This is a genomic window from Ferrimonas sediminum, from assembly GCF_900100175.1.
GTDB classification, from domain to species: Bacteria; Pseudomonadota; Gammaproteobacteria; order Enterobacterales; family Shewanellaceae; genus Ferrimonas; species Ferrimonas sediminum.
On sequence record NZ_FNEM01000003.1, the window covers coordinates 122,373 to 146,951 of the forward strand.

Sequence of the window (24,579 nt, forward strand, 5' to 3'; positions counted from 1 at the left end):
ACCTAAGCCAGATTAAAACGATTCACTTCAAAGCATGATGCTCATCGATATTGCATCAAGGCCCCCCAGGTATTGGTCACCGTTTAACCGACCAGGATCTGATGCAGGGCTTCCAACGGGTGACGCGGCCGCTGTTGCTGATAGCGCTTTACCTGGGAACGGCAAGAGTAACCTGACACCAGCACCTCCTCCGCCGACGCCTCAATGGCCGGCTGCCAGGAGAGGCGATACAGGTCCTGGGAGATCTGCAGATTCGATTGCTCATGGCCAAAAGTGCCGGCCATGCCACAACAGCCACTGTTCTGGTTGGCCAACTGCGCGCCAAAATGGGCAAACACCTGTTGCCACTGCGCCACTGCCTGCGGCCGCAGGCTGTTTTCAGTACAGTGGGTCATCAGCCTGTAACTCTGCCCGCAGGACGCCCGCTCGGGCCAGCGTTGCAATTGGGTGACCAAAAACTCATTCAGCAGCCACACCTTGAAATCGCCTCTGGCCTCCCCCAGCACCTGGTCATACTCATCCCGATAGGTCAGTACCAAGGCCGGATCCACCCCAAGCAGGGTGACGCCGTAGCTGGCTACCCGGTTTAAACAGCGGGCCCCCCGGGCGGCGGTAACCGCAAAACGATCCATAAAGCCTTTGATGTGCTGTGGCTTGCCGTTGGCGACAAAATCCATCACCCGCACCCTATACCCCAGCTGCTGCAACAGCTCGGCGGCTTTCACCACCACCTCGGCATCGTAGTAGCTGGTAAAGGGATCCTGCACCAGCACCAGGGTATTAGCCCGCTCCTGCTCCGAGGATTGGGCCAGCTCCGCCTCATCCAGACGCAGTGACTGCGGCAGACGCTGGGCCAGTGGCGGCACCGACAACGCCGGCGTATCCACGTAGCCAAACAGCCTTTGTGCCAGCCAGGCCGACAGCGGGTTCTGGGTCAGGCTGTTCACCAGCCTGGGCGCCTTGGCCATCCACACCAGCGCCCCTTCGATGCCAGCCACCAGGTGGTCTTTGACCGGTCGCAGGTAGCGCTTGTGATACAGGTGCAGAAACTCGGCCCGAAAACTGGGTACATCCACCTTCACCGGACAACCACCGGAGCAGGCTTTACAGGCCAGGCAGGTGTGCATCGCCTCATACACCTCCACCGAGAAGTCGTCCTGCTTATGGCGGCTCAGGGTCGCCTTGATCCGTGACCGCAGTGACGCCATGGGCACCGATTTCAGGTTGGCGGTGTCTACCCCGTCGTTAGCCAGCAGCCGCAGCCACTCCCGCATCAGGGTCGCCCGCCCCTTGGGTGACCACACCCGATTGCCGGTGACCTTGTAGGAGGGGCACATGGGGCTGTTGCTGTTGTAATCAAAACACAGGCCGTTACCGTTGCAGCTGATGGCTTTGTCAAACTGGGCCCGGCCCTTGGCCGCTATCTGGCGGTCAAAACTGCCCCGCTTGACCTCGTCGATGCTGTAGAGATCCGACTCGCTCTGCAGCGGCGCACAGATCTTGCCGGGATTGAGTTTGTTATCGGGATCGAACCAGCCTTTCACCCGGCGCAGATCATCAAACAGTTCACCAAACACCGCCGGGCCGTATTCGGAGCGCACACCGCGGCCATGCTCGCCCCACATCAGGCCGCCGTATTTACGGGTCAGGGCCGCCACTTCATCGGAGACCTGGCGCAGCAGGGCTTCGTCGGCGGGGTCGCACATGTCCAGCGCCGGACGCACATGCAGCACCCCGGCATCCACATGGCCAAACATGCCATAGCGGAGTTGGTGGCGATCCAGCAGCGTTCGAAACTCCATAATGAAGTCCGCCAACTGCTCCGGCGGCACTGCGGTATCCTCGGCAAAGGCGATGGGCTTACGTGCCCCCTTAGCGTTGCCCAGCAGCCCCACCGCTTTCTTACGCATCTGATAGACCCGGGCGATCTCGTCCGGCTGTTCACACAGACGATAGCCCAGTACACCATTGCCCCCGGAGGACAGCGCCTCGATCAGCCGCTGCACCTTGGCATCGACCTCATCGGCACGGCCGGCAAACTCCACCATATTAATGCCGGCCATGGCGGCATCGAAGGCGTTGGGTACCAACTCCCCCACCGAATGCCAGATGATATCCTCCTTGGCCAGTCCCAGCACCGTGGAGTCGATGGTTTCCACCGCTGTGGCTTCGGCCTGCACCAGGCTGGGTGCATGGCGCAGGGCCGACTCGAAGCTGTCGTAACTGATGTTAACCAGGCGCCGCTGGGCCGGAATCGGGGTCAAGTCCAGGGTGGCACTGACGACAAAGGCCAGGGTGCCCTCGCTGCCGCACAGCAGCCGGGTCAGATCCAGCACGTCGGTGTCGGCATCGTAGGCGTGACGCAGGTCATAACCGGTCAGGAAACGGTTAAGCTCGGGAAAGGTGTCGCGGATCTGTGACTGCTTCTGCTGACACAGTGCCAGTACCGCCTCCGCCAACTGACGGGCACGACCACCCAGGGCGGCCCGCGCCTCGGCATCCCAGGGGCCGGTTTCCAGCAGGGAGCCATCGTCCAGCACGGCGGTGATCCCCAGCACGTGGTCCGAGGTTTTGCCATACACCAGCGAGCCGGCACCGGAGGCATCGGTGCTGATCATTCCCCCCAGAGTGGCGCGATTGGAGGTGGACAGATCCGGAGAGAAAAACAGCCCGTGAGGACGCAGGGCGTCATTGAGCGCGTCTTTGATGACGCCGCTTTCCACCACTGCGGTGCGACCGCCGGCATCGATGTGCCGAACCTGGTTGAAATAGCGGCTGGTGTCCACCACCACCCCAAAGTTCAGGCTCTGGCCGTTGGTGCCGGTGCCGCCGCCACGGGGGGCAAAGTGGATCTGGCGAAACGCCGGCGCCTGGGCCAGGGTCATCAGCAGCTGTAGATCGTCACGGTCTTTGGGAAACACGACCGCTTGCGGCAGGAACTGGTAGACGCTGTTGTCCACCGCCATGCTCAGACGGGTCCCGTAGCGGGCATCAATGTCGCCCTTGAATCCCTGTTGAAAAAGCTGCTCTAGGTAATTTTTATAATGCGCATCGAGTCCTTGCGCTGTCAGCAATGCTGGGATCATCTGACTGCCTGTCCCTGTGGTGCAAAAGTGACCCCCATGATAATAAAAAAGGGGCCGCTTTAGCAGCGGCCCCTTCGGTTATCTTAGAATTTACCAGACTTATTTCTTAGGCAGAGTCTTGCCCAGGTACAGCCAGGTTTCGATAACGGTGTCCGGGTTCAGGGACACAGAATCGATGCCCTCTTCCGCCAGCCAGGCGGCGAAGTCTTCGTGATCCGAAGGACCCTGGCCACAGATGCCCACGTACTTGCCACGGGCCTTGGCCGCTTGAATGGCCATGGACAGCAGTTTCTTGATGGACGGGTCACGCTCATCGAACAGGTGGCTGATGATGCCGGAATCCCGATCCAGTCCCAGACCCAGCTGAGTCATGTCGTTGGAACCGATGGAGAAGCCATCGAAGTGATCCAGGAACTGGTCCGCCAACAGGGCATTGGATGGCAGTTCGCACATCATCTGCACCTTCAGGCCGTCTTGGCCGCGTACCAGGCCGTTTTTACCCAGCTCGGCAATCACGCCCTCGGCTTCACCCAGGGTGCGGACGAATGGGATCATGATCTCCACGTTGGTCAGGCCCATCTCACCGCGAACCCGTTTAATCGCTTCACACTCGAGGGCGAAACAATCACGGAAGCTGTCATCGATGTAACGGGACGCACCACGGAAGCCCAGCATCGGGTTCTCTTCCTCAGGCTCGTAACGCTCGCCACCCACCAGGTTGGCGTATTCATTAGACTTAAAGTCAGACAGGCGAACAATTACCCGCTTCGGGAACACCGAGGCGGCGATGCAGGCCACACCTTCGGCCAGACGCGCGGTGTAGAACTCAACCGGGTTGTCGTAGCCGGCCATCAGTTCGTCAATCTCGGCCTTCACCTCGGCTTCCTGAACGTCGTAGTTCAGCAGCGCCTTCGGGTGTACGCCGATCATGCGGTTAATGATGAACTCCAGGCGAGCCAGGCCGATGCCTTCGTTAGGCAGGCGACCGAAATCAAAGGCACGATCCGGGTTACCGACGTTCATCATGATCTTCATCGGCAGTTCAGGCAGGTCGTCCACCCGAGAGGAGGTCAGGGAGAAGTCCAGCTTGCCGGCGTAGATGAAACCAGTGTCGCCTTCGGCGCAGGACACCGTCACTTCACTGCCGTTTTCAATCTTGTCGGTGGCATCAGCACAACCTACGACGGCCGGGATGCCCAGCTCACGGGCGATGATCGCCGCGTGACAGGTACGGCCGCCACGGTTGGTGACGATGGCACTGGCACGCTTCATGATCGGCTCCCAATCCGGGTCGGTCATGTCGGTAACCAGTACGTCACCTGGCTGAATCTTGTCCATCTCTTCGATGGAGTCCAGTACCTTGGCGGTACCGGCACCGATCTTGTGACCAATGGCACGGCCTTCACAGACCACATCACTGCTGCCTTCCAGGGTGTAGCGCTCCATCACCTGAGCGTCTTCATTGGAGCGAACGGTTTCAGGGCGCGCCTGTACGATGTACAGCTTGCCGTCGATGCCGTCTTTGGCCCACTCGATGTCCATCGGACGACCGTAGTGCTTCTCGATGATCACCGCCTGCTTAGCCAGTTCCAGCACCTCTTCATCGGTTACCGAGAACTGCTTCTGCAGATCGACATCCACGTCAACAATCTCAACCTGCTTACCGTGAGCTTCGTCGCCAGAGTAGATCATCTGGACCAGCTTGGAACCCAGGTTGCGACGCAGCACGGCTTTGTGACCCGACAGCAGGGTTGGCTTGTGCACGTAAAATTCATCAGGGTTAACCGCACCCTGCACCACCATCTCACCCAAGCCGTAGGCCGAGGTAACAAATACCACATCTTCATGGCCGGACTCGGTATCGATGGAGAACATCACACCGGAGGAGGCTTTATCGGAACGCACCATGCGCTGAATACCGGCAGACAGCGCCACGCCACGGTGGTCGTAGCCCTGGTGCACACGGTAGGAGATGGCACGGTCATTAAACAGAGAAGCAAATACGTGTTTGATGGCGACCATGATCGCATCGATGCCACGTACGTTCAGGAAGGTTTCCTGCTGGCCGGCGAACGAGGCGTCCGGCATGTCTTCAGCGGTTGCAGAGGAGCGCACGGCGAAGGAAGCATCTTCGCTGCCACCCTGATTCAGCTCCGTGTAAGCCTCAGTAATGGCCGCTTCCAGAGCAGGCTGGAACGGGGTATCAATAATCCACTGGCGAATTTCGGCACCGGCCTTGGCCAGGGCATTCACATCGTCCACATCAAGAGAGTCCAGAACGGTATGAATCTTTTCGTTCAGGCCACTTTGCTCCAGAAATTCGTCATAGGCTTCAGCCGTGGTCGCATAACCACCTGGAACCTGCACACCGGCGTTCGCCAGGTTGCTGATCATCTCGCCGAGAGAGGCATTCTTACCGCCAACCCGGTTGACGTCGTTCATGCCAAGTTCCTGATACCAGAGTACGTATTGGGTCACTGTTCTGTCCTCACAACCTCAGATTTATTATATGCCCCTTCCTAAGGGGTCGCTGGCATCATACACTTCCCCCCAAGTAGCGCAAAAGCCTAATTATTCTGTAATTTTATTACTACAAGAGGCCTGTATGACCCGCAAAGTATTCTACATTTCTGATGGCACAGCGATCACCGCCGAGATATTTGGCCATGCTGTTTTATCGCAATTTCCAGTAGACTTTGAGCAGAAAACCATCCCTTTTGTCGAAACTCTGGTGAAAGCAGAAGAAGTCAGAAACTTAATAAATGATTGTTTTATTACAACGGGCGAGCGGCCATTAATCTTCCACTCCATTGTTAATCCAGAGATTCGTGCCATCATCTACTCCTCCGAGGGTCTGGACTATGATTTTCTGAATACCTTTGTGGCACCGCTGGAGCAGCAACTGGGGATCAAGGCTGAACCCAAGGCACACCGGACCCACAGCATCGCCAACGACTCCTACGATGCCCGCATTAACGCCATTCACTACGCCATGGATAACGATGACGGGGTTACCCTGAAGAACCTGGAGGAAGCCGATGTGATTCTGGTTGGGGTCTCCCGCTGCGGCAAAACCCCGTCCAGCCTCTACCTGTCGATGCAGTTCGGCATCAAGGCGGCCAACTACCCCTTCATTGCCGAAGACATGGAAAACCTGAAGCTGCCGACCGAACTTAAGAAATACAAGAAGAAGCTGTTTGGCCTTACCATCAACCCGCAGCGTCTGCAGGAGATTCGCCAGTCACGCCTGGCCGACTCCAAATACGCCTCGGCACGCCAGTGCCGCATGGAGGTCAAAGAGGTGGAGTTTCTGTTTAAGAAGGAGCGCATCCCCTTCCTGAATACCACCAATAACTCGGTGGAAGAGATTGCGACGAAAATTCTGTCCCAGACCGGGTTGGAAAGAAGTATGTTCTGAACCAACACCCCCCATCGAGGCTTCTTGGCCCCGATGGGGGAGTCGATTAATGCTTGTGTTCCGGATAGTAGCCGGCCAGCCCCTCGATGGCGGTGGTCAACGACTTGGCAAACTTAGGATCCGCATTCTGCTTGGCCTTCATGGCCGCCACGATCACCGCATGATGATCCGTCAACCGCTTCTGGTAATCCTTCTGGCTGCTCTTGACCCGCTGGGTCAAGAAATAGTCACTGATGGTGGCGATCACCTTCTGGGCGTGCTGCTCTTTGTTCATCACCCAGCGAACCATCTGATTCTGCGACTGCGCATCGCTCTTGCCACTGAGCTCGGCCATCATGGCGGTGGCTTTGGCCACCGTCGCCGCATCCTCCAGCATCTGTTTTACCCGGGCATGATCATCGTAGATGCCACAAGGCACCTGGCAATGAGACCAGGCCAGCGGTGACATCAATCCCAGGCACAGGCTGAGCAACAGCATCATCTTCTTCATGGTTATTCTCCTTTATCCATACAGTGAGAGAGCCGGGCTCCAGGCAACAAGATCTTCAAACCCGGCGCCTTTTCCCTCTCCCGAAACCCAATTCCCCTAGCAGTATGGCTCGCTCGTGCCAGGTCTGCCGAAAAAACACCGTCACCACCGGTGACCCTCTCCCTTCGGCCTTGCAGCGTGATGGCGGGCCTTAATTCAGCTTCGCCCAGGAGTAGTACAGATCCACCAGAGCAACCTGTAGCAGGCTGTCGTAACTGACCTGGCCGCTGGCGATGCCATAGGCAAACAACCGCTGCCGGGCGCCGACCTCAAAAACACGCCCATAATATAGCCACCGGTGTAATGCTGAACGTTAGAGTTCTGGCGGTTCCCATGGCGGCAAGGGTTCGCCTGGTTAACCGAATAACCCGCTCGCCATGACAATATGGCTTAAGCGCGTTGACGGCTGAAAACCGACACGCCTGTCCGATCCCCACCATTAGGTCAGCTTCACCATCGAAGAGGCTTTCGAGGCACTGAATCATCCCCTCACCGCGATGGTTACGGCCTCCAAAGACCTATAAAAACCAACACCAACCCCAGCAAAACATCGAAAAAACCGAATCGAAATGAAGCTAGAAACGGGGGATTATCACCACCGACTTCATTTACAAGGTAATAACTAAATAATATTATTAAACCATGGATAACGAAAAGCTATTACCAGATAACAAAAAGGTATGATAATTATGAATCAATTAGTTAAAAAACAAATTTCCGCAAAAACCGTGGTAGGAGTGGCGGTCGCAGCGGCATTGGGCATGCTGTCATTGTCGGCGTTTTACACCGTCGACGAAGGCCATGTCGGCATTGTGAAACGCTTTGGGGAAGCCCAGCAACAGGTCAACCCGGGATTGCACTTTAAGATCCCGGTGGCCGATCAGGTGCAGAAGCTGGAGATTCGAACCCGCAAAAACGTCGAGAAACTCAAAGCCGCCACCCACGAACAGATGCCGGTGGACATCGATGTCTCCATCAACTGGACGGTGATCCGCTCGGAAGCCTTTGAGCTCTATCGTAACTATGGCGGCCTGGATCAGTTTGAAAACCGCATTCTCGACCCGCGCCTGCGCTCGGCAGCCAAGGATGCCATCGCCCGCTACAAAGCCGAAGAGATTGTTCAGAATCGCGGTCAGGTGATCGGCAAAATCGAGGAGATTGTCATCCAAACCATGAAGGAGTTCCCGGTCAAACTGGACAGCGTTCAGATAGAGAATCTGGGGTTGCCGCAGAAGTATCTGCAAAGCATTGAAACCAAGCAGACAGAAAAAAACCTGGCGGCGGCGGAGAAGCACCGTCTGGAACGTCAAAAGCTGGAAGCGATGCGGGAAGTCAACACCGCTGAAGCCAAACGCGATGCCGAGAAGGCCCGGGCCGACGGTAACGCTTACGCCATTACCACCGAGGCCCAGGCGGAATCGGAAGCGATTCGTATCAAGGGCCTGGCGGAAGCGGAAGCGATGCAGAAAAAAGCCGAAGCCATCAACCAGAGTCCGCTGCTGGTGGAGTACGTCCGGGCGCAGAACTGGGACGGCAAGATGCCCTCCACCATGATGGGGGCCGACCAGAACGTGCTGTGGAATATGCAGAGCGTTAAACACAATCCATAAATCGACCAATGGCCGCCGTTCCAGCCGGAACTCCCCCTGGAACGGCGGCCATTTTGGCGCATTTATTAACCAAGTTGTCACCCATTAGGCATTGTGCCTTACCTAACGGCCAAGATTCGGTATAATCCGTCAAATTAGTTGCAAACGGTGACCTGTACTCACCCCGTTGTAGGCACGCATGACATTTAAGACCGATGAATTACGGACCACGCTTCTGTGCAAGGTGATTTCCCCTGCCGAGCTGGCCAAAGAGTTTCCCTTATCCGATCCAGCCGCCGAAGCACTGCTCAGTGCCCGTCGCCAGGTTGAGGCCATTCTCAGCGGTGAAGATTCCCGCCTGCTGGTCATTATCGGCCCCTGTTCCATTCACGACGCTGACGCCGCGCTGGATTACGCCAAGCGCCTGGCGGTACTGCAGCGTGAACTGGCCGATGATCTGATGATTGTCATGCGTGTGTATTTCGAAAAGCCCCGCACCATCGTCGGCTGGAAAGGCCTGATCTCCGATCCGGATCTGGACGGCAGCTTCAGCGCCAACAAGGGCCTGCGTCTGGCACGAAAACTGCTCACCGACATTACCGAACTGAAACTGCCCATCGCCACCGAGTTCCTCGACATGGTCAATGGCCAGTACATCTCGGACCTGATTACCTGGGGTGCCATCGGCGCCCGCACCACCGAAAGTCAGATCCACCGCGAAATGGCGTCGGCGCTGTCCTGCCCTGTCGGCTTTAAAAACGGCACCGACGGTGGCATGCAGATCGCCATCGACGCCGTCCGCGCTGCCCGGGTACCACACATCTTCTACTCGCCAGACAAAGATGGTCAGATGTCGGTGTACCGCACCCATGGTAACCCGTTCGGCCACATCATCCTACGCGGCGGCAAGACCCCCAACTACGATGCCGAACACGTCATCGATGCCAGTAACAAGCTGTCTGAAGCGGGCATCAGCCCGCGTTTGGTGGTGGATTTTTCCCACGGCAACAGCCAGAAAGATCATCGCCGCCAGCTGGACGTGGCCGCCGATATCATGGCGCAGATGGAGCAACCCCATGGCGGCATGATCGCCGGCATCATGGCGGAAAGTTTCATCAATGAGGGCAACCAAAAAGTGGTCGCCGGTCAGCCACTGACCTACGGTCAGAGCATTACCGACGCCTGCCTGCACTGGCAGGACAGTGAAACCCTGCTGCGGAATCTGGCCCAGGCCAGCCGCCGCCGTCGCCAGCGCTGCCCCTGATTCCCCGTTTCTCAGATCCGATCAGAAGGGGCCGCCATGCGTGCCCCTTTGTTTTTGATTAAAATTTGCATAAAGTAGTGGCACTATAATTACAAGGACCTACGCCGCCATGGATCAGCCTGACCGCTCAATCATCATCGCCGACGATCACCCCCTTTTTCGCCAAGCGTTGAAACAATCATTGAGTCTGTTCATGGCAGACACCCGGTGGCTGGAGGCCGAAAGTGCCGATACCCTGGAGCACTGCCTCAACCACCACCCCGGCATCGACCTGATTCTGCTGGATCTGCAGATGCCCGGCAGCCACGGCTACTCCACCCTTATCCACCTGCGCAGTCACCACCCGGCCATCCCGGTCATGGTGATATCAGCCCATGAGGACAGTCAGACGGTGGCCAAGGCGATGCAGTACGGTGCCCAGGGCTTTATTCCGAAATCGGCACAGCCGCAACAACTGGCGGAGGCACTGCAGCGGGTTCTCGAGGGTGACATCTACCTGCCCCAGGGGATGGAAAACCTCAATGAAGCGCAGAGCAGCGATGATGACATCGGTGCCAGGTTGGCCGAGTTAACCCCGCAACAATACCGGGTGCTGCAGATGTTTGCCGAAGGTCTGCTCAACAAGCAGATCGCCTATGAACTGGAGGTGTCTGAAGCGACCATCAAAGCCCACGCCACCGCCATTTTTAAAAAGCTCGGCGTGCGCAATCGTACCCAGGCCGTCATCGCTCTGCAGGGGCTGGACATGGACAGCCGTCCGGTCTGATCGGGCTGGGAGTGCCGGTGGCGTCCATTGCCACTATGTGATATCCCTGATTTTCACACTCACCTGAGTGAGGCGCCCGGTCTGCTCGATGACATTCTGGCACTGCTGCCATCCATGGTCGCGCAAAACCTTTACTGGCCCTGGCCTGGCTCAGGGCGAAGACTCACTGGGCGGTGGTGCCAAACCACTGCTGCAACTGCTCCGATGCCCGCTGCCAATGGGCACTGGTGACATGAGCGGCCACCGTGGCCAATGCCACCGTCAAGGCGCCCAGATCATCGCTGAAGCCCACTCCGGGCGTCAGATCCGGAATCACGTCCAGGGGCAAAATCAGGTACCCCAGCGCCGCCACAATCACCGTCTTTGCCTGGGTTGGCGTATGCGGGTCGGTCAGACAGAAATAGAGCACCAGCGCCTTTTCCACCGCTTCCCTTCCTATACGAACGGCATAACGGCGCAGGGTGTCCCAGAATGAGTCTTCATTGAAGTACTTGCCATAATCGTCCATCACTTGCCTCAGGGTTCACACGTTACTGCCAATACAAGGTATACTACGCTATTGCGACGGAAGGTGGCAGCGCCCGTGCCCTTTCTCCGGCCCACAATCTAAGGTAACACCATGAATTTGAAACAAGAGCTCCAGCAACTGAACAACCGGCTGGATAAAGTCCGTCGTAAACTGAATGCCGCCCACGAGCGCGGTGACGTGGCGATGATCGACAAGTTCTTTGAAGAGAGCCAGGCTCTGACCAAACAGATCGAGAACGTCAAGAAAACCCAGACTCGGCAAATCAGCCAAAAAGGGAACAAGGTCAGTAACCTGCCCTTTAAACGCGTGCTGACCAAAGAGGAGCAGGCGGACATGGGTAAGCTGAAAAAATCGGTCCGCGGGATCGAGGTGGTTCACCCGATGACCGCCCTTGGCCGCGAAATGGGCATCACCGAAGTCACCGGTTTTGCACCAAAGAAGTTCTGATTCCAGAACGACCACAACCCGCGCCGGCTGAATGCCGGCGTGGTTGTTTCTGGGCCGGGAATCGGCTTTCCGGGCACCCCGCCCTCTGCGCAACGACTCCAAACCCCCCCGTAGACAACGGTTCCCATCGGCGCATTCAATACCTGACAGCACTTATAACACCATCTCTCCCCGGTTATGACCCGGTAGACAATCGCACCGCAATGCCACACCCTGAGCCCTTGACCTGACTCATTGAGACCCCGCCATGTGGATCGCCTTTACTCTGCTCGCCGCCTTTGCTCAATCGTGGCGCAACGCCCTGCAGAGTCAGCTCAGCAAAGAGGTTAAGGTCGCCGGAGTCACCCTGGCACGGTTTCTGTATGCCGGCCCACTGGCGCTGCTGTACCTGGGGACACTGCAGTTATGGCGCCCGGCACCGCTGCCCCCCCTGTCTTTGACATTGGTCGGCTACGTTGTGGGCGCGGCGGTGATGCAGATAGTGGCGACCGGCTTGATGGTGCGGCTGTTCCAGATGAAAAACTTCTCGGTCGGCGCCGGACTGGCGAAAACCGAAGCACTGATGGCCGCCATTCTCGGCACCCTGCTGTTTGGCACGCCCCTGTCGGGCCTGGGCTGGCTTGGGGTCTGCATCGGCGCCGTCGCCGTGGTGCTACTCAGTGGCCGGGGCCACTGGCGCCGGTTGTCGGGGGCGACCCTGGTTACCGGCCTGGCCTGCGGCACCACCTTTGCGCTGACCTCGCTGTGGATTCGGGAAGCCAGCCTGGTACTGCCCCTGCCCTTCCCCCACCGGGCCGCCTGGGTACTGGTGCTGGTGATCGGCCTGCAAACCCTGCTGTTACTGGGCTACCTCGGTTTGCGGGACAGGCCCACGCTGCTGGCTTTGTGGCAGCGCCCCAAAGCCACCTTTCTGGTCAGCCTGTGCAGCTGCATCGGCTCCATCGGCTGGTTCTCCGCCATGGCGCTGAACGCGGTTCCCTACGTCAAGACTCTGGGCCAGATAGAGGTATTCTTTACCCTGGCCATCGCCGCCCTATGGCTGAAACAGCAGGTGCAATTGAAAGAAGCGGCCGGACTGGTACTGATCGCCGTGGCCGCCATCATGGTGATGTGGAGCTAAAGCAGCAGCCGCACCTCCACCCGGCGGTTACAGCCAAGTTTGTCGTTATCCGCACTGCTGCACACCGGGCTGCCTTCGCCGTACCCCACCGACTCAAGGTGGAGATCCGGACGCACCTCGGCGATAAACTCCGCCACCGCGCCGGAGCGGCGCCGGGACAAACCGAGGTTGTACCCCGAACTGCCCAGACGATCGGCGTGCCCGGCTACGCCGATGCCCAACTTGCCCTCCTGCTCCACCATCACCAGCAACTCAAGCAGCGCCTGTTTGTGCTCCAGAGACAGCTGGAACCCGTCCAACGGGTAGTGCAGTACCAATGTCAGCCGCTGCGGATCAAAGGCGCAGCCCTGGGTAAGCGACTGCTGCTCGGAGGTTTCGGCCACCGTTGCCACCGGCGTCACCGCCAGCAGTTGACCACGATCATGGTGACTCAGTTGATAGGCTGCCCGTTCGCGGCTGCTCTGCTTATACAGCGCCAGGCTGTCCATGCAGCCTGCCAACGCCGGGGCACTGGTGATGGCGGCCATCAGCACGCCGGCGGCCAAAAGGTGCGTCGATATTGTCATTCCAATCGTCCCGTTTCTTCATTCAGCATCTGCAAAATGTACTTGTATACGTCCGGCCCCTGACTGGCGTGATAGATGTTGCGTTCGCCCACGCAGTCGTAGAAACCGTTGCTCTCTTTATCCAGCAAGAAGTCCACCCCGATGACCCCGGCCTTGACCGAAATCGCCTCGCCATGACGGCCGGTTTTGCCGCGCATGTTGTCAAACAGCTGCTGGCACAGCCCCGCTCCCACCAGCATCTTCAAGTAACGATTGGTCTTAACCCCGTTGTAGGTTTTGGTATTGTCATGGCCATCGGAGAGTACGATGAACACTTGATCCGGGTTGAGGTTGGTGGCTTCATCGGACACCACCGCCGCCCGCAGCATCCCCTGCCAGGAGTAGGTGCCGGCATTGCGGGCGTTGGCGGTCATGGTATCCAGTTCGGCAAGGAAATGGTCATAATCCTCGGTCAAAGGGATATCGTGAAAATTCTTCGGGTAGTAGTAGCTGTATGACTGGTAATAGTTGGAGGCCGCCGGCTTGTCCTCAAACATGTGGGCCACGGTTTCATTGATGTTGTCGTAGATGTCCATGTTATACAGGGTGCGGGTGCCACCGACCTTACGCACACTGAAGCGGTTAAAACCGATCAGGGCGATGCGACTCTTCTCCTGATTATATTTGTTGTACAACTTCAGCTGATCCACCACCCGCGACAGGGTATCTTTAACGATGGCGTATTTCGTCTGACCATCGGTCCAGGCCCAGCTCATCGAGTAACTGAAGTCGACAATCAGGTACACATCCACCGGCTTGGGCAGGTAACGCTTGGACAGCGAGCCGCCCTTAAGCTCAAACTGCTCCTTGATGCCGATGGCGTCAAAACTCAGCCAGCTGTCGTAACGGGAGTGCACCTGCACATCCGTCTGCATCGATGGTGCCAGTTCACCCGCGTCCTGCATGCAACCACTGGCGTAGGTGCAGGCGTCCTGACCAACCGTCACGGTCAGGGCACCGACGTTGTCCTTGATATAAAAATCGACCACCTGCTGCGCCAGCTGCTCCGACTGGGACTGGGTGGCTTCGTGCTGGGCCGCCACCGCCAGGCTGGCCACTTCGGCCGCTTCCAGCAAGCGGGCATGGGCCAGCATCTGCTGAGCCAGATGCATGGCAAAAGCAAACAGCATCATCATCACCGGCAACATGCCGACAAAGACGATCATCGCCGCCCCTCGCTGTTTGTGTAATGCTGGACGTTTCATCAAAACCTCGCGTATGAGATGGAACTGGCGACGATGTTGAACGGGTCGCCCTGCGCCACGCCAATGAGATTAAAGTCGGTCCGGTAACAGAGCGACACCTGATAGACAGGTAATTTTCGAGCCTTGGAGGTCAGTGGCGACAAGTCGTCCATGGCACTGTTATTGATGGAGGCAAACCCACAGCCATCAACGTTGCCGCTGCTGCGCACCGCATAGGAGGCGGCTGGCGGCGCCGGAATGTACTCCTCCACCACCACCACCAGAGCGCCGGCGTCAAAACTGGCCATGGAGCGCGCCAGGCCGGCAGCCACAATGGCCTCGATGTCACTGACCAGGCTGGCGCATTTGCTGGCGTCGTTGCCGTTAATGCCACACATCTGCCCTTCGTCATCAAAGAACTGCCGCCGCTCCGACACCAGGGTCACCGCCGAGAAGGCCGCCCGGTCCAAGGCCCCCTTTTTGGCCACCGCAATCATGTAGTTCACCTGCATGGCGAAGAAGCCGGATAACACCAGCAACACCATCGCCAGCTCAACGGTAAAGACCCCTTTGCTGTTACCCATCGCAGCCATCCCAGTACTTAAACTTGCAGCGCTGATACTCCTGCACCGCCACCACCTCGCGGTGCACCCTCAGCTCCGGCAGATAGACGTTAAACATCGGCTGGTAACGGTAATCCACCTGATACACCGCCACCGCCGCATTGAGGCCGGAGCTGGAGGCCAGAGCGCAGCTTTGCAGTTCACCGCCGCCCTGGCTGCACTGGGCCAGTGCCGACAGATCGCGGAAATAGACCACCTCCGCCCGCACGGCTCCCAACTCCTCGCTGCTCATCCACCACTGGATGCCGTTCTCCCGCAGGGCCTGCAGCAGAGCGTACTCGTAATCCGCCACCACGGTTGCGCTGAGGCTGCCCTGTCGTTTGGCGGCATTGACCGCGGTCGCCAGGGCATGGTCGGTGGCAGCCATGGCGTAGGTCAGGACGCAAAATTCCAGCCAGGCCAGCACCATCAGGATCAGTACCGGCAGGCCCAGCGCAGCCTCCACCGCCACGTTTCCCCGCTGGCGTTTCACAGCGCGGCCTGCTGATGACAGCTGGACTGAGTTACCACAAAGGCACCGGGCTCACTCACCTTAGACAGAAACTGGCTGGCTTCGCCGACGGTATCGAAATCACCGACACAGTAGCGATACCGAGACTGGGACTGCTGTTCAAACAGCGAGCCGTAGCGCTGGATAAAATCACGGCGCATACGCTGGCTCAGGGGCCGATCCCAGGAGGTCACCTGAATGCAGAATCGCTTGTCCTGGCCTGCACCGGGCAGGGTGCAGGCGGCGGGGCCATCGCCGGGCTCGGTTCGCCCCTCCGGTTGCGACGGTGCCGGGGCGGCGGACTGAGGTTCGGATAACGCCTTTGGCGGCGCCTTGCGCCACAGCACAGGCTGACTGTCGGCTGGCAGTACCCCGGCCATCAACGCCTGCAGCTGCCGCTTGGCCTGCTGCTCGTCGTCGTTCTGACGCAATACCTCCAGCGCCACTAGCGGCCGCTGCGCCTGTATCGCCGCCACGATCAGGTTGGCGCGAATGCCGCCATCCTCCGGGTGCCTCAGGTACAGGGGTTGCAGCAGCGCCAAAGCCTGCTGCGGACGCTGCTGCATCAGGTGCACCACCGCCTGGTTGTTCAACACCTGCAGATCACTGGCTCCGAGACGACGGGCCTCCTCAAACTGGTCGATGGCCAGTTCAAAGTGCTGCTGGGCGGCACTGGCCCGCCCCAACAGCAGCAGAGTCTGCACCGGGTCACCACCGGCCTGCCGGTACTGTTGCAGCTGCGACTCACACTGCTGCCACTGTTGCTGCAGGCACTGTATCCGCGCCAGCGCCAGTCGTGCCTGAGGCTGTTGCCGCTCCTGTTCGCTCAGCAGGGTGGTGTACAGCTGGGCCGAACGCAAATCCTGCTGATCCAGGTAGAGGCTGATCAGCCGTTGTTTATACTCTGGACGCTGGTTCAAGTTGGCCTTGTAGTGCGCCACCAGGCCGGCATGATTGCCCGACGCCAGCAACAGCGCTTCGCGGGTCTCCAGCGGGTCCTCGGCGGGACGACTGGCACAGCCGGCCAGGATCAGGGTCAGCAACAGCCCGGTTACGACGTTATTCATGGCTCCACCTCATGGTTAACTCATCATCCGGACGATGCCCGGTGCGGCGATCAGCACCACAATGGGCACCATGATGAACAGGATCAGCGGAATCGACATCTTGGCACCCAACTTGCCGATCTTCTCCTCCAGGTTCATCATGTTGATCTCTCGGATGTCCGTCGCCAAAGACGACAATACCGGCCCCACCGACGAGCCATACTGCAGGCTCTGCACTATGGTCATCACGAAACTCTGGGTTTCACTGGTGGGCACCAGCTCATAAAATTCATTGATCGCTTTCTCGATGCCGACCACCTTGGATCGCTCCACCGTCACCCGCACCACCCGGGCCAGATGAGGATCCACCATCACCAACTCACCGGCCAGATGCGCCAGCGACGCTTCGATGGTCATGCCGGTGTGAACACACACATTCATCAGATCCAGCAGGAAGGGCAAACGACCGCTGATCTGGCGGACCAGGCGCTTACCCCGCATCTCCAGATACAGATCCGGCATCACCAGAAAGCCCACCGCCGATAAGCTGATCAACAGCACAAACCGGGTCGAGCTCAAATGGCCCCGCAGCACCAGATACAGGGCAACGGCCAACACCACGACAAACGGGATAAACTTCAGGAAGTAGTAGCTCTGTGCCACCCAGCGCGGATAGATGCCGGCGGCATTGAGTTTTTTCTCCACCTCGCCCTGATTGAAGCTGAAAGGGGACACCAGCCGATCCCACCCCTGGCCCCGGCTCCGCTCTGAACCGCTGCTGCCCAGCAACGAGTTAACGCTCCAGCGAATGGCAAACCGCTCCCAGACCCGGACTCCGACCCAGGCCAGCAACAGCGCACACAGCAGCGCCACCAGGTAGAACCCGTAGGGAGGCAGGCTCGCCATCTACTCCACCCCCCGCAAAATCCAGGCGATGCAGGCAAAGCCGATCAGTTCGCTGATCAACACGTAGTAGAAGATCGGCTTGCCGCCCTCTTCAAACATCACGAAGTGGTAGTTCTCCGGACTGGTGTACTTGAGGATCAGCAGGAAGATCAGTGGCAGCGCCGCCACAATTTTGGCCGACGCCCGCGCCTCGGAGGTCAGGGCGCTCTTTTTCTTATCCAGACTGCGGGCGTCGAACATCAGGCGGTTAATGCGGTTGATCACCTCCTTGAGCTGGCCGCCGCGACTCAGGTTCAGGCGAATGGTGGAGACAAAGAAAAAATACTCCACATAGGGAAACGACGCGCCGCTGCGCCGCAGCACGTCATCGGGGTCCTCGCCAATCAGCAGTCGCTCCGACATCAGCTTAAATTCGCGCCCCACCTCATTATCCAGCTGCTCACCCACATACTCGAAGGCGTGCACCACGCTCTGGCCTGCCGACAGCGCGCCGGAGAGGATGTTGAGGGCATCGGGAAAGTCGTCCTGGAACCGCGATTCGCGGCGCTTTTTCAGTTGCAGTACAAACACCACAAACGCCAGCGGATACCCCCAACCCAGCACCAGCACCAGGCTTTGATGCAGCAGCATCTCATTGATGGCACCCAGTCCCACGGTGGCCGCAACGACAAACAGCAGCATCTTGACCCCGGGCTTGGGAGCCATCAGTTTCAGCAGCGCCTGCCAGTGCAGACGCAAACGGGTCTTCAGGCTGGCATCGAAGCGAGAGGCATCGATCACCATCCGGGCCACCTCCATCGGTTCGCCGCCCCGCTCCAGGCCAATCAGCTGATTGACCCGGCGTTCGCTGCAGCGGCGGCGCCACCACAGCCACAACAGCGCCAGCAGCACCACGATGATGGCCAGGCGGATCATTCAAAGATCTCCCGCAGCTCATTCTCCAGGCCGAAGAAGCGGGCCCGCTCATAGATCACCGAACGGGTGGACAAGCCCGGAGTGCGAAAATCGCCCTTAATCCGGTTACCGGAGAAGCCATCAATGCCGGTCTCAAAGCGGAAGATGTCTTCAAGCACCACACTCTCGCCCTCCAGCCCCACCACTTCGGAGATGTACATCACCTTGCGGCTGCCGTCGTGCAGGCGCTTAACCTGAACAATCAGGTCGACGGCACTGACGATGGAACGGCGGATGGCCGCCAGAGGCAGGCTGGCGGTGGCCATCATCACCATGCTTTCCACCCGGGCAATGGCATCTCGGGGGCTGTTGGCGTGCAAGGTCGACATCGAGCCATCGTGGCCGGTGTTCATCGCCTGCAGCATCTCGAACGCCTCACCGCCGCGACACTCACCGACAATGATGCGATCCGGGCGCATCCGCAGGGCGTTGATCACCAGTTCACGGGCATCCACGGCGCCGGTGCCTTCCACGCTGGCCTGGCGGGTTTCCAGACGCACAATATGGGGTTGCTGCAACTGCAGTTCGGCGGCGTCCTCGATGGTCACCACCCGCTCCCGCTCACCGATGAAGGCCGACAACGCGTTCAGCAGCGTGGTTTTGCCCGAGCCGGTGCCCCCGGAGATCAGCACGTTGCACTTACAGTGGGACGCGATGGAGAGCAACTTGGCCATCTCCATGGTCAGGGCGCCAAACTCCACCAGGTTCTCCATCTTGATCTTCTGCTGCTTGAACTTGCGAATGGAGATGGAGGTTCCGTCGATGGCCAGCGGCGGAATCACGATGTTAACCCGGCTGCCATCCTCGAGGCGGGCATCGCACAACGGTTTGGCCTCATCGATGCGCCGGCCGACGTTGGAGGCGATGCGCTTGGCGATGGTATTGAGCTGCTTTTCATTGACGAACTGCACCTCGGAGCGCTCGACCTGGCCGCCAATCTCGATAAAGACATCGTTGGGGCCGTTGATCATGATGTCGGAGATGTCATCGTTCTCCAGCAGCACCTGCAGTGGCCCCAGGCCTTTGAGTTCGGCAAACAACGCCCGCACCAGCTCCATGCGCTGAATGTTGGTCACCTGCAGTTGACGCTGATCCACCAGCAGATCCACCGACAGCCGCAGCTGCTCCTGCAGCTCTTCGTGGCTGACGTCGGCGATGCTGGCGGCATCGATGGCATCGAAGATCTCATCCCGCAGATCGATGTAAATTTTCTTAAGCACACTCATCGCGACAACCATCTCAGGCCACGACCGCCATACAGGCGCTTGCCTGCCAGCTCATCGACGATCACCGCCAGGCTGCGCAGCAACTTGCGTGAACTCCAGTACGCCTCGCCTTTCTGAATCAGGCCCTTTTCCAGGCCCGGTTCATAGGCCAGCACCAGCGCCGACTCCATCTTGAGCTTGTCTCGGGCGTCGGCCAGCGACAGGGCATAGTCGCCATTGGGGCGGGACTGGTTGAGGATCACCTGATGGGGCACCTTGTCCAGTTTGCGCTTCATCTGCTGGTACGCCCGCAGCGCCGACACCGAGGGGTCCAGCACCAGAAAGATGCGGTGATAGCGCTCCACAAAGCCCGGGTCATTGATCTCGTCAAACAGTGGTGCCGGTACCGAATCGACAATGAAGTTGTAATCCTGGGCCAGCTGCCTCGACAGCTCCAGCAGGTTGGCACCGTGAAAACCGACGCAGCTGTTGACGCTCTCCAGCATCAGGCTGTCGGCACGGTCATTGACCCGGTTGAGGTAGGTGCGGGCGATGGAGGCGTCAATCTCCTTATGGCTGAGGTCGGCGCTGTTCTGACGCACTTTCAGCCCCTCGATTCCCAGGTAAAGATCGCTGCTGATGGCGCCGTTATCATGCTCCACCAACAGGGTGGGCAGACCGGCCTTGGCTGAAAACAGATGCACCAGGGCACTGCTGATGCAGCTGACACCGACGCCCCCCTTGCAACCCAGCACCAAAATCCGTTTGGCGGTACGGGCCCGCACTCCGGCGGCGCTCGGGCCCGGGCGCCTGAGCTCACCGATACAGTGAATCAGGCCATTGAGGTTGCCCTCCCACAGCAGGTAACGGGCTCCCTGGGATTCCACCCAGTTTTTGAGCCTGATGGAATCCATCAGCCCCAGAATCACCACATTGATCTGCACATCCAGCTGAGTGGTATTAGCTTCCACCACCAACCGCAGTTCATCCTCATCGCAATGGCGCAGGTCCAGCACCAGGTTGCGGTTGCCGGTCTCTTTATCGGCCCAGCCCCGAATCGACACCAGCGCCGACTGGGTCTGCGGCTTACCAAAGCCCTCGATGGCATAGGTTTCGGTGACCTTTTCCAGCAGTTCGCTGTCGGCGGAGATCACCAGGTCGCCGCATTGACGGACGGTTTTCTTCTCCGCCGCACCGGCTTTAAAAATGCTGCTCAGATTCATGGCCGCAGCCTCCGTGGCAGGGGGTTAACCAGACTATTGACCCGGTTATGCTCCAGCGAACAGCCAAAACGATAGTGTTGACCGGATTTGAGGCTGATCACGCCGCACTGCTGGCCTTCGATCAGCAGGTAGTCGGCGTCAATGGTCAGGGCATCGGCCCCGCCGGCGAACAGGGGCACCAGGGTCACCGATCGTGGCGACAGGCCGGCATCGATGGCCGCCTGCTTCAGGGTCTGTGCCAATGGCCGGGCACCGGGGCCGAATGACAGCCTCAGGGTCAGATGATCGCTGTGCTGGCGCAGTTGAGCCAGAAATTCACCGGCCCGCTGAGGGGCGCCGGGCAACCGTGCCGATGCCAACTGCAGCTGGCTCTCCATCTGCCGGACGGTGACCCGGTTAGGCTCGGACGTGGGCACCGAGCAGCCGGCCAGCAACAGTGCCAAAATCAGTATCACGGGTTTCATCTGAATCCTCCCTCGGTCAACAGCGGTTGCAGGGCCTGGCGCTCAGATGCGTTAAACTCCAGCCCCAGCAAGCGCTCAATGTCACTGCTGGGTTGCATCATCGGCAGGCGAATCCGCTCCGGCGAGATGGGCTGCACCAGGTTGACGGTGGCGACGATGATCAGCTCAGTTTTGCTGTAATCGGACTCGGTGCGACTGAACAGGCTACCCAGCACAGGAATGTCCCCCAGCAGGGGAATCCGCGACAACAGCTCGCGTTCCTCGGAGGTCAGCAGTCCCGCCAGCACAAAGCTCTGGCCATCTTTCAACTGCACCGTGGTGTGGGCGCGACGGGTTTTCAGGGCGGGAATGTTGGCCAGGGTGCCCTCATAGGAGTTCTTGGCGTCGACGGAGCTGACCTCGGGCATCAGCGACAGACGGATGTTGTCCGAGTCCATCACCTTGGCGACGATGTTGAGTTTGATGCCGTACTCCTTATAGGTGACGGAGACGGTGTCATCGGTACGCACGGCGATGGGGATCTCGCCCCCCACCAGGAAACTGGCGGACTCGCCGGAGATCACCGACAGGTTGGGCTCGGCCAATACCTGCCCCAGAGTCTCGTCCTTCTTGGCATCAATCACCGAGATGATGTCCTCGGCGGAAAAGTCCAGCAGGTAATCCACAAACTGTCCGGTATCGGCACCGGCGGAGCCATAGCTGACCCCCAGTTGGCTCAACAGGCCACTGGACACCTCAGCCACGGTCAACTTGACATTGATCTGTTCGGTGGTCAGCACCTTGAGGTTGTTGATCACCCCCCGAAAAACACTGGTGCGGCCGAACTCCAGATTGGCCAGCTCATGGCCATTGCTGTCGTTGACCACCATCTCGTTAACCTGAACCTCTTTGCTGAGCATCTCCCCCACCAGCTCGTACACCGATTGCTTCACCGATTCACTGGAGACCGTACCCTCGAGTACCACCTGCTCCAGCACGTTGCGGATGGTGATTTTTTCATCCGGGTAATGAGCCGAAATCAGCTGTTCCAGCACCACCGGATTCAGATTGACCACCAGGGTATGGTTGGCCAGCTCATTGCCGGACTCGTCGTACAGGATGATGGTAGACAGGCCCGGACTGACGCCAAACACCACCACTCTGGAGTTATCCACTACCTTGTAGTCAGCCACCTTGGCGTTGGACACAAACACCGTATCGATGGCGGTGGTCGACCGCAGCGTGGTGGCCGCGCCCTGATCCAGATTGAGTGAGCCCGCCAACACCTGCCACGACAGGGCGGTCGCGACGATGGCCATTATGCTCATGTGCCAACTGAATCTCATTGTGCCTCCCCGGCCCGCATCTCGCGCACGCCACTCAACCGCTTAATAATGTCGCTGCTTTTGACCGACAGGGTTTTGCCGGTCAGGTGCGACGGCACCAGGGTGATGTCACCCAGTTTGCCGGCCATCTCCAGATGCAGGATCTGCTCCACCGTCAGAGCGATCAGCAGGCTGGCACTGCGCGATTCCGATTCACCGGCCTCCCCCGGAGTGCTGAGCACCTGAATCACCTTGGCGCCATCGACAATCACCCGACTGGTGATGTCTGCCATCTCGGCGTAACCGGCTTCCTTGATGTTGTGGGTCGATGAGGTAGTGGAGACAAAACTGACGCGATCGCCAACGGCAATGGGCACCGTTTCGATTATTTGATTGTCGTTGGACGAATAAAAATAGGGAACAAACTTATCCCCGATGGACAAAGCCAGATAGCCGGCATCACCAGGATTAGAAACCATTTCCGCCGATAGGAATTGCCCTGACTTAAAGTTACCCGTAAAGACACTGCCCTTGGTGAGGTTCAAAGACTGTGCTGTTGAGATGTTTTTACTCAACACCTCTTTTTCATTCAGTGATAAAAACTCTACTGACTCCGAAGAGATCGACTCTGCCCGTGAGGCATCACGGGTTAACCGCGCAACTTCCACTACTCTGATCGGTTGTTCCGCTGCCTTTGGTTTCGACTCTGGAGCAATTAACATTCCCTCTAAAGAGAAAATGGTAAACAGTACCACCCCAAATATCATCAAAAAAATTAATAACCTACTCATGGCATCTACTAAAAAGGAGGGACAACCTCCTCTCTGCTCTTATTCGATATTTGGTTCGGCTGCCGGCAGACTGTTTAAATATCTAAACAGTCTGCCGGAACCACCTGCGCCGAAATGATGGACGGACGATAATTTTTTGACAACGTTAATTAGTTGGCGGTACCGGCCGAGGTCATGTTGCCCTGGATCGAGGTGATAGCACTGGTCAGCGCCGTTTTCAAGGAGCCATCATTGAATACAACCAGAATGATCGCCGACATGGCAACCGCAATAATAGCGTATTCCACTGCCGTCACACCACGCTCATCCTTAATATACTGACCGAAAGAAAGGTAAAATTTAGACTTGATGAAATCGAACATAATCAGGTTTCCCGAATTTAATTTGGCTACAGTTAGTTAGTATTGCTTTGCCGTTCCAATACTAGGGTTTCACCCCAAATCTGACATAGCAATTTATGCTTATATTTTTATAAGAAAAAATGAAAAAGAAATGTTAAAGTCCGGTCTGCCTTGGCCGATAGGGTTTTGATTGGCATTATTTCTAACGGGGGTGGAAAAGTGTGGTTATTTGCTTTAGGGGTTTTTAGCCTGATGGTCATGGCTTCTGACTTCAGAGAGAGAAAAATACCAAATATAACAGTGGCTTTAATTGGAGTAATCACTGTAATTATTACACTGCTGTCCGGTTCAGAAACGCTTGAACAGCAACTGATACAGACAATAATTACAATTACTGTCGGCTTCTTGTTAACCATTCTAAATATATTCGGAGGTGGCGACAGTAAATTACTGGCCGCCTACGCCCTTGGCATCTCCCCGGCTCTCTACCCCGGTGTGCTGTTTGTAGTCTGTGTACTTGGTGCCCTGGTTGCCACTGGCTTATGGCTGCTCAACCGTCAACAGGTACGCCAATACGGTGTTCCTTACGGACTGGCCATCGCCCCGGTCGGATTGACGGCGGTAGCACTGTCTGCCATGGCCTGAGCCCGGCGCCCCACGATTAAGCAAAAGCCCAATTTTCGCTCTAAAATCAA

At 58.1% G+C, this 24,579-nt stretch carries 25 protein-coding genes; 8 read left to right on the forward strand and 17 right to left on the reverse strand.

Annotation, left to right across the window (positions count from 1 at the left end; genetic code table 11):
• Positions 1-83 precede the first annotated feature (83 nt).
• Positions 84-3,086, reverse strand: a complete 3,003-nt coding sequence (gene ydiJ / locus BLT77_RS04920; protein WP_090362923.1) for a D-2-hydroxyglutarate dehydrogenase YdiJ — start codon at positions 3,084-3,086, stop codon at positions 84-86.
• Between the two features lie 99 nt (positions 3,087-3,185).
• Positions 3,186-5,564: a phosphoenolpyruvate synthase gene (ppsA, locus tag BLT77_RS04925; protein ID WP_090362926.1), complete on the reverse strand. Its 2,379-nt coding sequence runs from the start codon at positions 5,562-5,564 to the stop codon at positions 3,186-3,188.
• A gap of 127 nt (positions 5,565-5,691) precedes the next feature.
• Here ppsA and ppsR point away from each other — a divergent pair, with 127 nt between their 5' ends.
• A complete protein-coding gene (ppsR, locus tag BLT77_RS04930) occupies positions 5,692-6,504 on the forward strand; it encodes a posphoenolpyruvate synthetase regulatory kinase/phosphorylase PpsR (RefSeq protein WP_090362929.1) in 813 nt (270 codons plus the stop codon).
• A gap of 46 nt (positions 6,505-6,550) precedes the next feature.
• Here the strand turns inward: ppsR and BLT77_RS04935 are convergent, their stop codons facing one another.
• Entirely contained in the window at positions 6,551-6,994 is a 444-nt protein-coding gene (locus tag BLT77_RS04935) for a superoxide dismutase [Ni] (protein WP_090362932.1), read from the reverse strand.
• 728 nt (positions 6,995-7,722) lie between these two features.
• Between BLT77_RS04935 and BLT77_RS04940 the strand changes: the two genes are divergently transcribed.
• From BLT77_RS04940 to BLT77_RS04950, 3 genes are all read left to right on the forward strand, one after another.
• Positions 7,723-8,643 (forward strand): SPFH domain-containing protein, encoded by a 921-nt coding sequence (locus tag BLT77_RS04940; protein WP_218126900.1) that lies wholly within the window; start codon positions 7,723-7,725, stop codon positions 8,641-8,643.
• Positions 8,644-8,821: 178 nt separating this feature from the next.
• Positions 8,822-9,886, forward strand: a complete 1,065-nt coding sequence (locus BLT77_RS04945) for a 3-deoxy-7-phosphoheptulonate synthase (protein WP_090362937.1) — start codon at positions 8,822-8,824, stop codon at positions 9,884-9,886.
• A 109-nt stretch (positions 9,887-9,995) separates the two neighbouring features.
• Entirely contained in the window at positions 9,996-10,652 is a 657-nt protein-coding gene (locus BLT77_RS04950; protein ID WP_090362940.1) for a response regulator, read from the forward strand.
• Positions 10,653-10,815: 163 nt separating this feature from the next.
• Here BLT77_RS04950 and BLT77_RS04955 read toward each other — a convergent pair whose 3' ends face one another.
• Positions 10,816-11,160 carry a YkvA family protein gene (locus tag BLT77_RS04955; RefSeq protein WP_090362943.1) on the reverse strand — a complete coding sequence of 115 codons (345 nt, stop codon included), beginning with the start codon at positions 11,158-11,160 and terminating at the stop codon, positions 10,816-10,818.
• 111 nt (positions 11,161-11,271) lie between these two features.
• Here BLT77_RS04955 and BLT77_RS04960 point away from each other — a divergent pair, with 111 nt between their 5' ends.
• Positions 11,272-11,628, forward strand: a complete 357-nt coding sequence (locus tag BLT77_RS04960) for a YibL family ribosome-associated protein (protein ID WP_090362945.1) — start codon at positions 11,272-11,274, stop codon at positions 11,626-11,628.
• Between the two features lie 247 nt (positions 11,629-11,875).
• Positions 11,876-12,748 (forward strand): DMT family transporter, encoded by an 873-nt coding sequence (locus BLT77_RS04965; RefSeq protein WP_090362948.1) that lies wholly within the window; start codon positions 11,876-11,878, stop codon positions 12,746-12,748.
• Here BLT77_RS04965 and BLT77_RS04970 read toward each other — a convergent pair.
• The 12 genes from BLT77_RS04970 to BLT77_RS05025 are packed head-to-tail and all read right to left on the reverse strand — an operon-like array spanning position 12,745 to position 23,231.
• A complete protein-coding gene (locus tag BLT77_RS04970) occupies positions 12,745-13,314 on the reverse strand; it encodes an OmpA family protein (RefSeq protein WP_090362951.1) in 570 nt (189 codons plus the stop codon). The two genes, BLT77_RS04965 and BLT77_RS04970, sit on opposite strands and share 4 nt — an antisense overlap.
• Positions 13,311-14,558 carry a TadE/TadG family type IV pilus assembly protein gene (locus BLT77_RS04975; RefSeq protein ID WP_143026562.1) on the reverse strand — a complete coding sequence of 416 codons (1,248 nt, stop codon included), beginning with the start codon at positions 14,556-14,558 and terminating at the stop codon, positions 13,311-13,313. The genes BLT77_RS04970 and BLT77_RS04975 overlap by 4 nt, the downstream gene beginning before the upstream one ends.
• The gene (gene tadF, locus BLT77_RS04980) at positions 14,558-15,121 is read right to left on the reverse strand and encodes a tight adherence pilus pseudopilin TadF (RefSeq protein WP_176819186.1); all 564 of its coding nucleotides are present in this window, start codon (positions 15,119-15,121) and stop codon (positions 14,558-14,560) included. Before tadF ends, BLT77_RS04975 begins: the two co-directional genes overlap by 1 nt.
• Positions 15,114-15,632: a TadE/TadG family type IV pilus assembly protein gene (locus BLT77_RS04985; RefSeq protein WP_176819187.1), complete on the reverse strand. Its 519-nt coding sequence runs from the start codon at positions 15,630-15,632 to the stop codon at positions 15,114-15,116. The genes tadF and BLT77_RS04985 overlap by 8 nt, the downstream gene beginning before the upstream one ends.
• Positions 15,629-16,717, reverse strand: coding sequence for a tetratricopeptide repeat protein (locus tag BLT77_RS04990; RefSeq protein WP_090362962.1), 1,089 nt, complete (start codon positions 16,715-16,717; stop codon positions 15,629-15,631). The genes BLT77_RS04985 and BLT77_RS04990 overlap by 4 nt, the downstream gene beginning before the upstream one ends.
• Before the next feature lie 15 nt (positions 16,718-16,732).
• Entirely contained in the window at positions 16,733-17,602 is an 870-nt protein-coding gene (locus BLT77_RS04995; RefSeq protein ID WP_090362964.1) for a type II secretion system F family protein, read from the reverse strand.
• Positions 17,603-18,517 (reverse strand): type II secretion system F family protein, encoded by a 915-nt coding sequence (locus tag BLT77_RS05000; protein ID WP_090362967.1) that lies wholly within the window; start codon positions 18,515-18,517, stop codon positions 17,603-17,605. It abuts the gene before it with no gap.
• Entirely contained in the window at positions 18,514-19,782 is a 1,269-nt protein-coding gene (locus BLT77_RS05005) for a TadA family conjugal transfer-associated ATPase (RefSeq protein ID WP_090362970.1), read from the reverse strand. Before BLT77_RS05005 ends, BLT77_RS05000 begins: the two co-directional genes overlap by 4 nt.
• Positions 19,779-20,984 carry a CpaE/TadZ family protein gene (locus BLT77_RS05010; RefSeq protein ID WP_090362973.1) on the reverse strand — a complete coding sequence of 402 codons (1,206 nt, stop codon included), beginning with the start codon at positions 20,982-20,984 and terminating at the stop codon, positions 19,779-19,781. Before BLT77_RS05010 ends, BLT77_RS05005 begins: the two co-directional genes overlap by 4 nt.
• Positions 20,981-21,448, reverse strand: coding sequence for a hypothetical protein (locus tag BLT77_RS05015; protein WP_090362975.1), 468 nt, complete (start codon positions 21,446-21,448; stop codon positions 20,981-20,983). The genes BLT77_RS05010 and BLT77_RS05015 overlap by 4 nt, the downstream gene beginning before the upstream one ends.
• Entirely contained in the window at positions 21,445-22,773 is a 1,329-nt protein-coding gene (locus BLT77_RS05020) for a type II and III secretion system protein family protein (RefSeq protein ID WP_090362978.1), read from the reverse strand. Before BLT77_RS05020 ends, BLT77_RS05015 begins: the two co-directional genes overlap by 4 nt.
• Entirely contained in the window at positions 22,770-23,231 is a 462-nt protein-coding gene (locus tag BLT77_RS05025; protein ID WP_143026563.1) for a hypothetical protein, read from the reverse strand. Before BLT77_RS05025 ends, BLT77_RS05020 begins: the two co-directional genes overlap by 4 nt.
• Before the next feature lie 82 nt (positions 23,232-23,313).
• Here BLT77_RS05025 and BLT77_RS19980 point away from each other — a divergent pair, with 82 nt between their 5' ends.
• Positions 23,314-23,661, forward strand: a complete 348-nt coding sequence (locus BLT77_RS19980; RefSeq protein ID WP_143026564.1) for a hypothetical protein — start codon at positions 23,314-23,316, stop codon at positions 23,659-23,661.
• A 31-nt stretch (positions 23,662-23,692) separates the two neighbouring features.
• On the opposite strand, the gene BLT77_RS05030 is transcribed toward BLT77_RS19980, so the two are convergent.
• Complete coding sequence (locus BLT77_RS05030) at positions 23,693-23,905, reverse strand: Flp family type IVb pilin (RefSeq protein WP_028113610.1); 213 nt, start codon at positions 23,903-23,905, stop codon at positions 23,693-23,695.
• A gap of 198 nt (positions 23,906-24,103) precedes the next feature.
• Here BLT77_RS05030 and BLT77_RS05035 point away from each other — a divergent pair, with 198 nt between their 5' ends.
• Positions 24,104-24,529, forward strand: a complete 426-nt coding sequence (locus BLT77_RS05035; protein WP_143026565.1) for an A24 family peptidase — start codon at positions 24,104-24,106, stop codon at positions 24,527-24,529.
• The last annotated feature ends 50 nt before the right edge of the window (positions 24,530-24,579 follow it).

Excerpts from the sequence above, each read along its gene's own strand:
- BLT77_RS05020 (WP_090362978.1), bottom strand. The coding sequence starts at position 22,773 with ATGAGATTCAGTTGGCACATGAGCATAATGGCCATCGTCGCGACCGCC.
- BLT77_RS04970 (WP_090362951.1), bottom strand. The coding sequence starts at position 13,314 with ATGACAATATCGACGCACCTTTTGGCCGCCGGCGTGCTGATGGCCGCC.
- BLT77_RS04990 (WP_090362962.1), bottom strand. The coding sequence starts at position 16,717 with ATGAATAACGTCGTAACCGGGCTGTTGCTGACCCTGATCCTGGCCGGC.
- BLT77_RS04975 (WP_143026562.1), bottom strand. The coding sequence starts at position 14,558 with ATGAAACGTCCAGCATTACACAAACAGCGAGGGGCGGCGATGATCGTC.
- BLT77_RS05005 (WP_090362970.1), bottom strand. The coding sequence starts at position 19,782 with ATGAGTGTGCTTAAGAAAATTTACATCGATCTGCGGGATGAGATCTTC.
- tadF (WP_176819186.1), bottom strand. The coding sequence starts at position 15,121 with ATGGGTAACAGCAAAGGGGTCTTTACCGTTGAGCTGGCGATGGTGTTG.
- BLT77_RS05015 (WP_090362975.1), bottom strand. The coding sequence starts at position 21,448 with ATGAAACCCGTGATACTGATTTTGGCACTGTTGCTGGCCGGCTGCTCG.
- BLT77_RS19980 (WP_143026564.1), top strand. The coding sequence starts at position 23,314 with ATGTTTTTACTCAACACCTCTTTTTCATTCAGTGATAAAAACTCTACT.
- BLT77_RS04940 (WP_218126900.1), top strand. The coding sequence starts at position 7,723 with ATGAATCAATTAGTTAAAAAACAAATTTCCGCAAAAACCGTGGTAGGA.
- BLT77_RS05030 (WP_028113610.1), bottom strand. The coding sequence starts at position 23,905 with ATGTTCGATTTCATCAAGTCTAAATTTTACCTTTCTTTCGGTCAGTAT.
- BLT77_RS05000 (WP_090362967.1), bottom strand. The coding sequence starts at position 18,517 with ATGATCCGCCTGGCCATCATCGTGGTGCTGCTGGCGCTGTTGTGGCTG.
- ppsR (WP_090362929.1), top strand. The coding sequence starts at position 5,692 with ATGACCCGCAAAGTATTCTACATTTCTGATGGCACAGCGATCACCGCC.
- BLT77_RS04950 (WP_090362940.1), top strand. The coding sequence starts at position 9,996 with ATGGATCAGCCTGACCGCTCAATCATCATCGCCGACGATCACCCCCTT.
- BLT77_RS04965 (WP_090362948.1), top strand. The coding sequence starts at position 11,876 with ATGTGGATCGCCTTTACTCTGCTCGCCGCCTTTGCTCAATCGTGGCGC.
- BLT77_RS04995 (WP_090362964.1), bottom strand. The coding sequence starts at position 17,602 with ATGGCGAGCCTGCCTCCCTACGGGTTCTACCTGGTGGCGCTGCTGTGT.
- BLT77_RS04945 (WP_090362937.1), top strand. The coding sequence starts at position 8,822 with ATGACATTTAAGACCGATGAATTACGGACCACGCTTCTGTGCAAGGTG.
- ydiJ (WP_090362923.1), bottom strand. The coding sequence starts at position 3,086 with ATGATCCCAGCATTGCTGACAGCGCAAGGACTCGATGCGCATTATAAA.
- BLT77_RS04955 (WP_090362943.1), bottom strand. The coding sequence starts at position 11,160 with ATGGACGATTATGGCAAGTACTTCAATGAAGACTCATTCTGGGACACC.
- BLT77_RS04960 (WP_090362945.1), top strand. The coding sequence starts at position 11,272 with ATGAATTTGAAACAAGAGCTCCAGCAACTGAACAACCGGCTGGATAAA.
- BLT77_RS05010 (WP_090362973.1), bottom strand. The coding sequence starts at position 20,984 with ATGAATCTGAGCAGCATTTTTAAAGCCGGTGCGGCGGAGAAGAAAACC.
- BLT77_RS04935 (WP_090362932.1), bottom strand. The coding sequence starts at position 6,994 with ATGAAGAAGATGATGCTGTTGCTCAGCCTGTGCCTGGGATTGATGTCA.
- BLT77_RS05025 (WP_143026563.1), bottom strand. The coding sequence starts at position 23,231 with ATGGTTTCTAATCCTGGTGATGCCGGCTATCTGGCTTTGTCCATCGGG.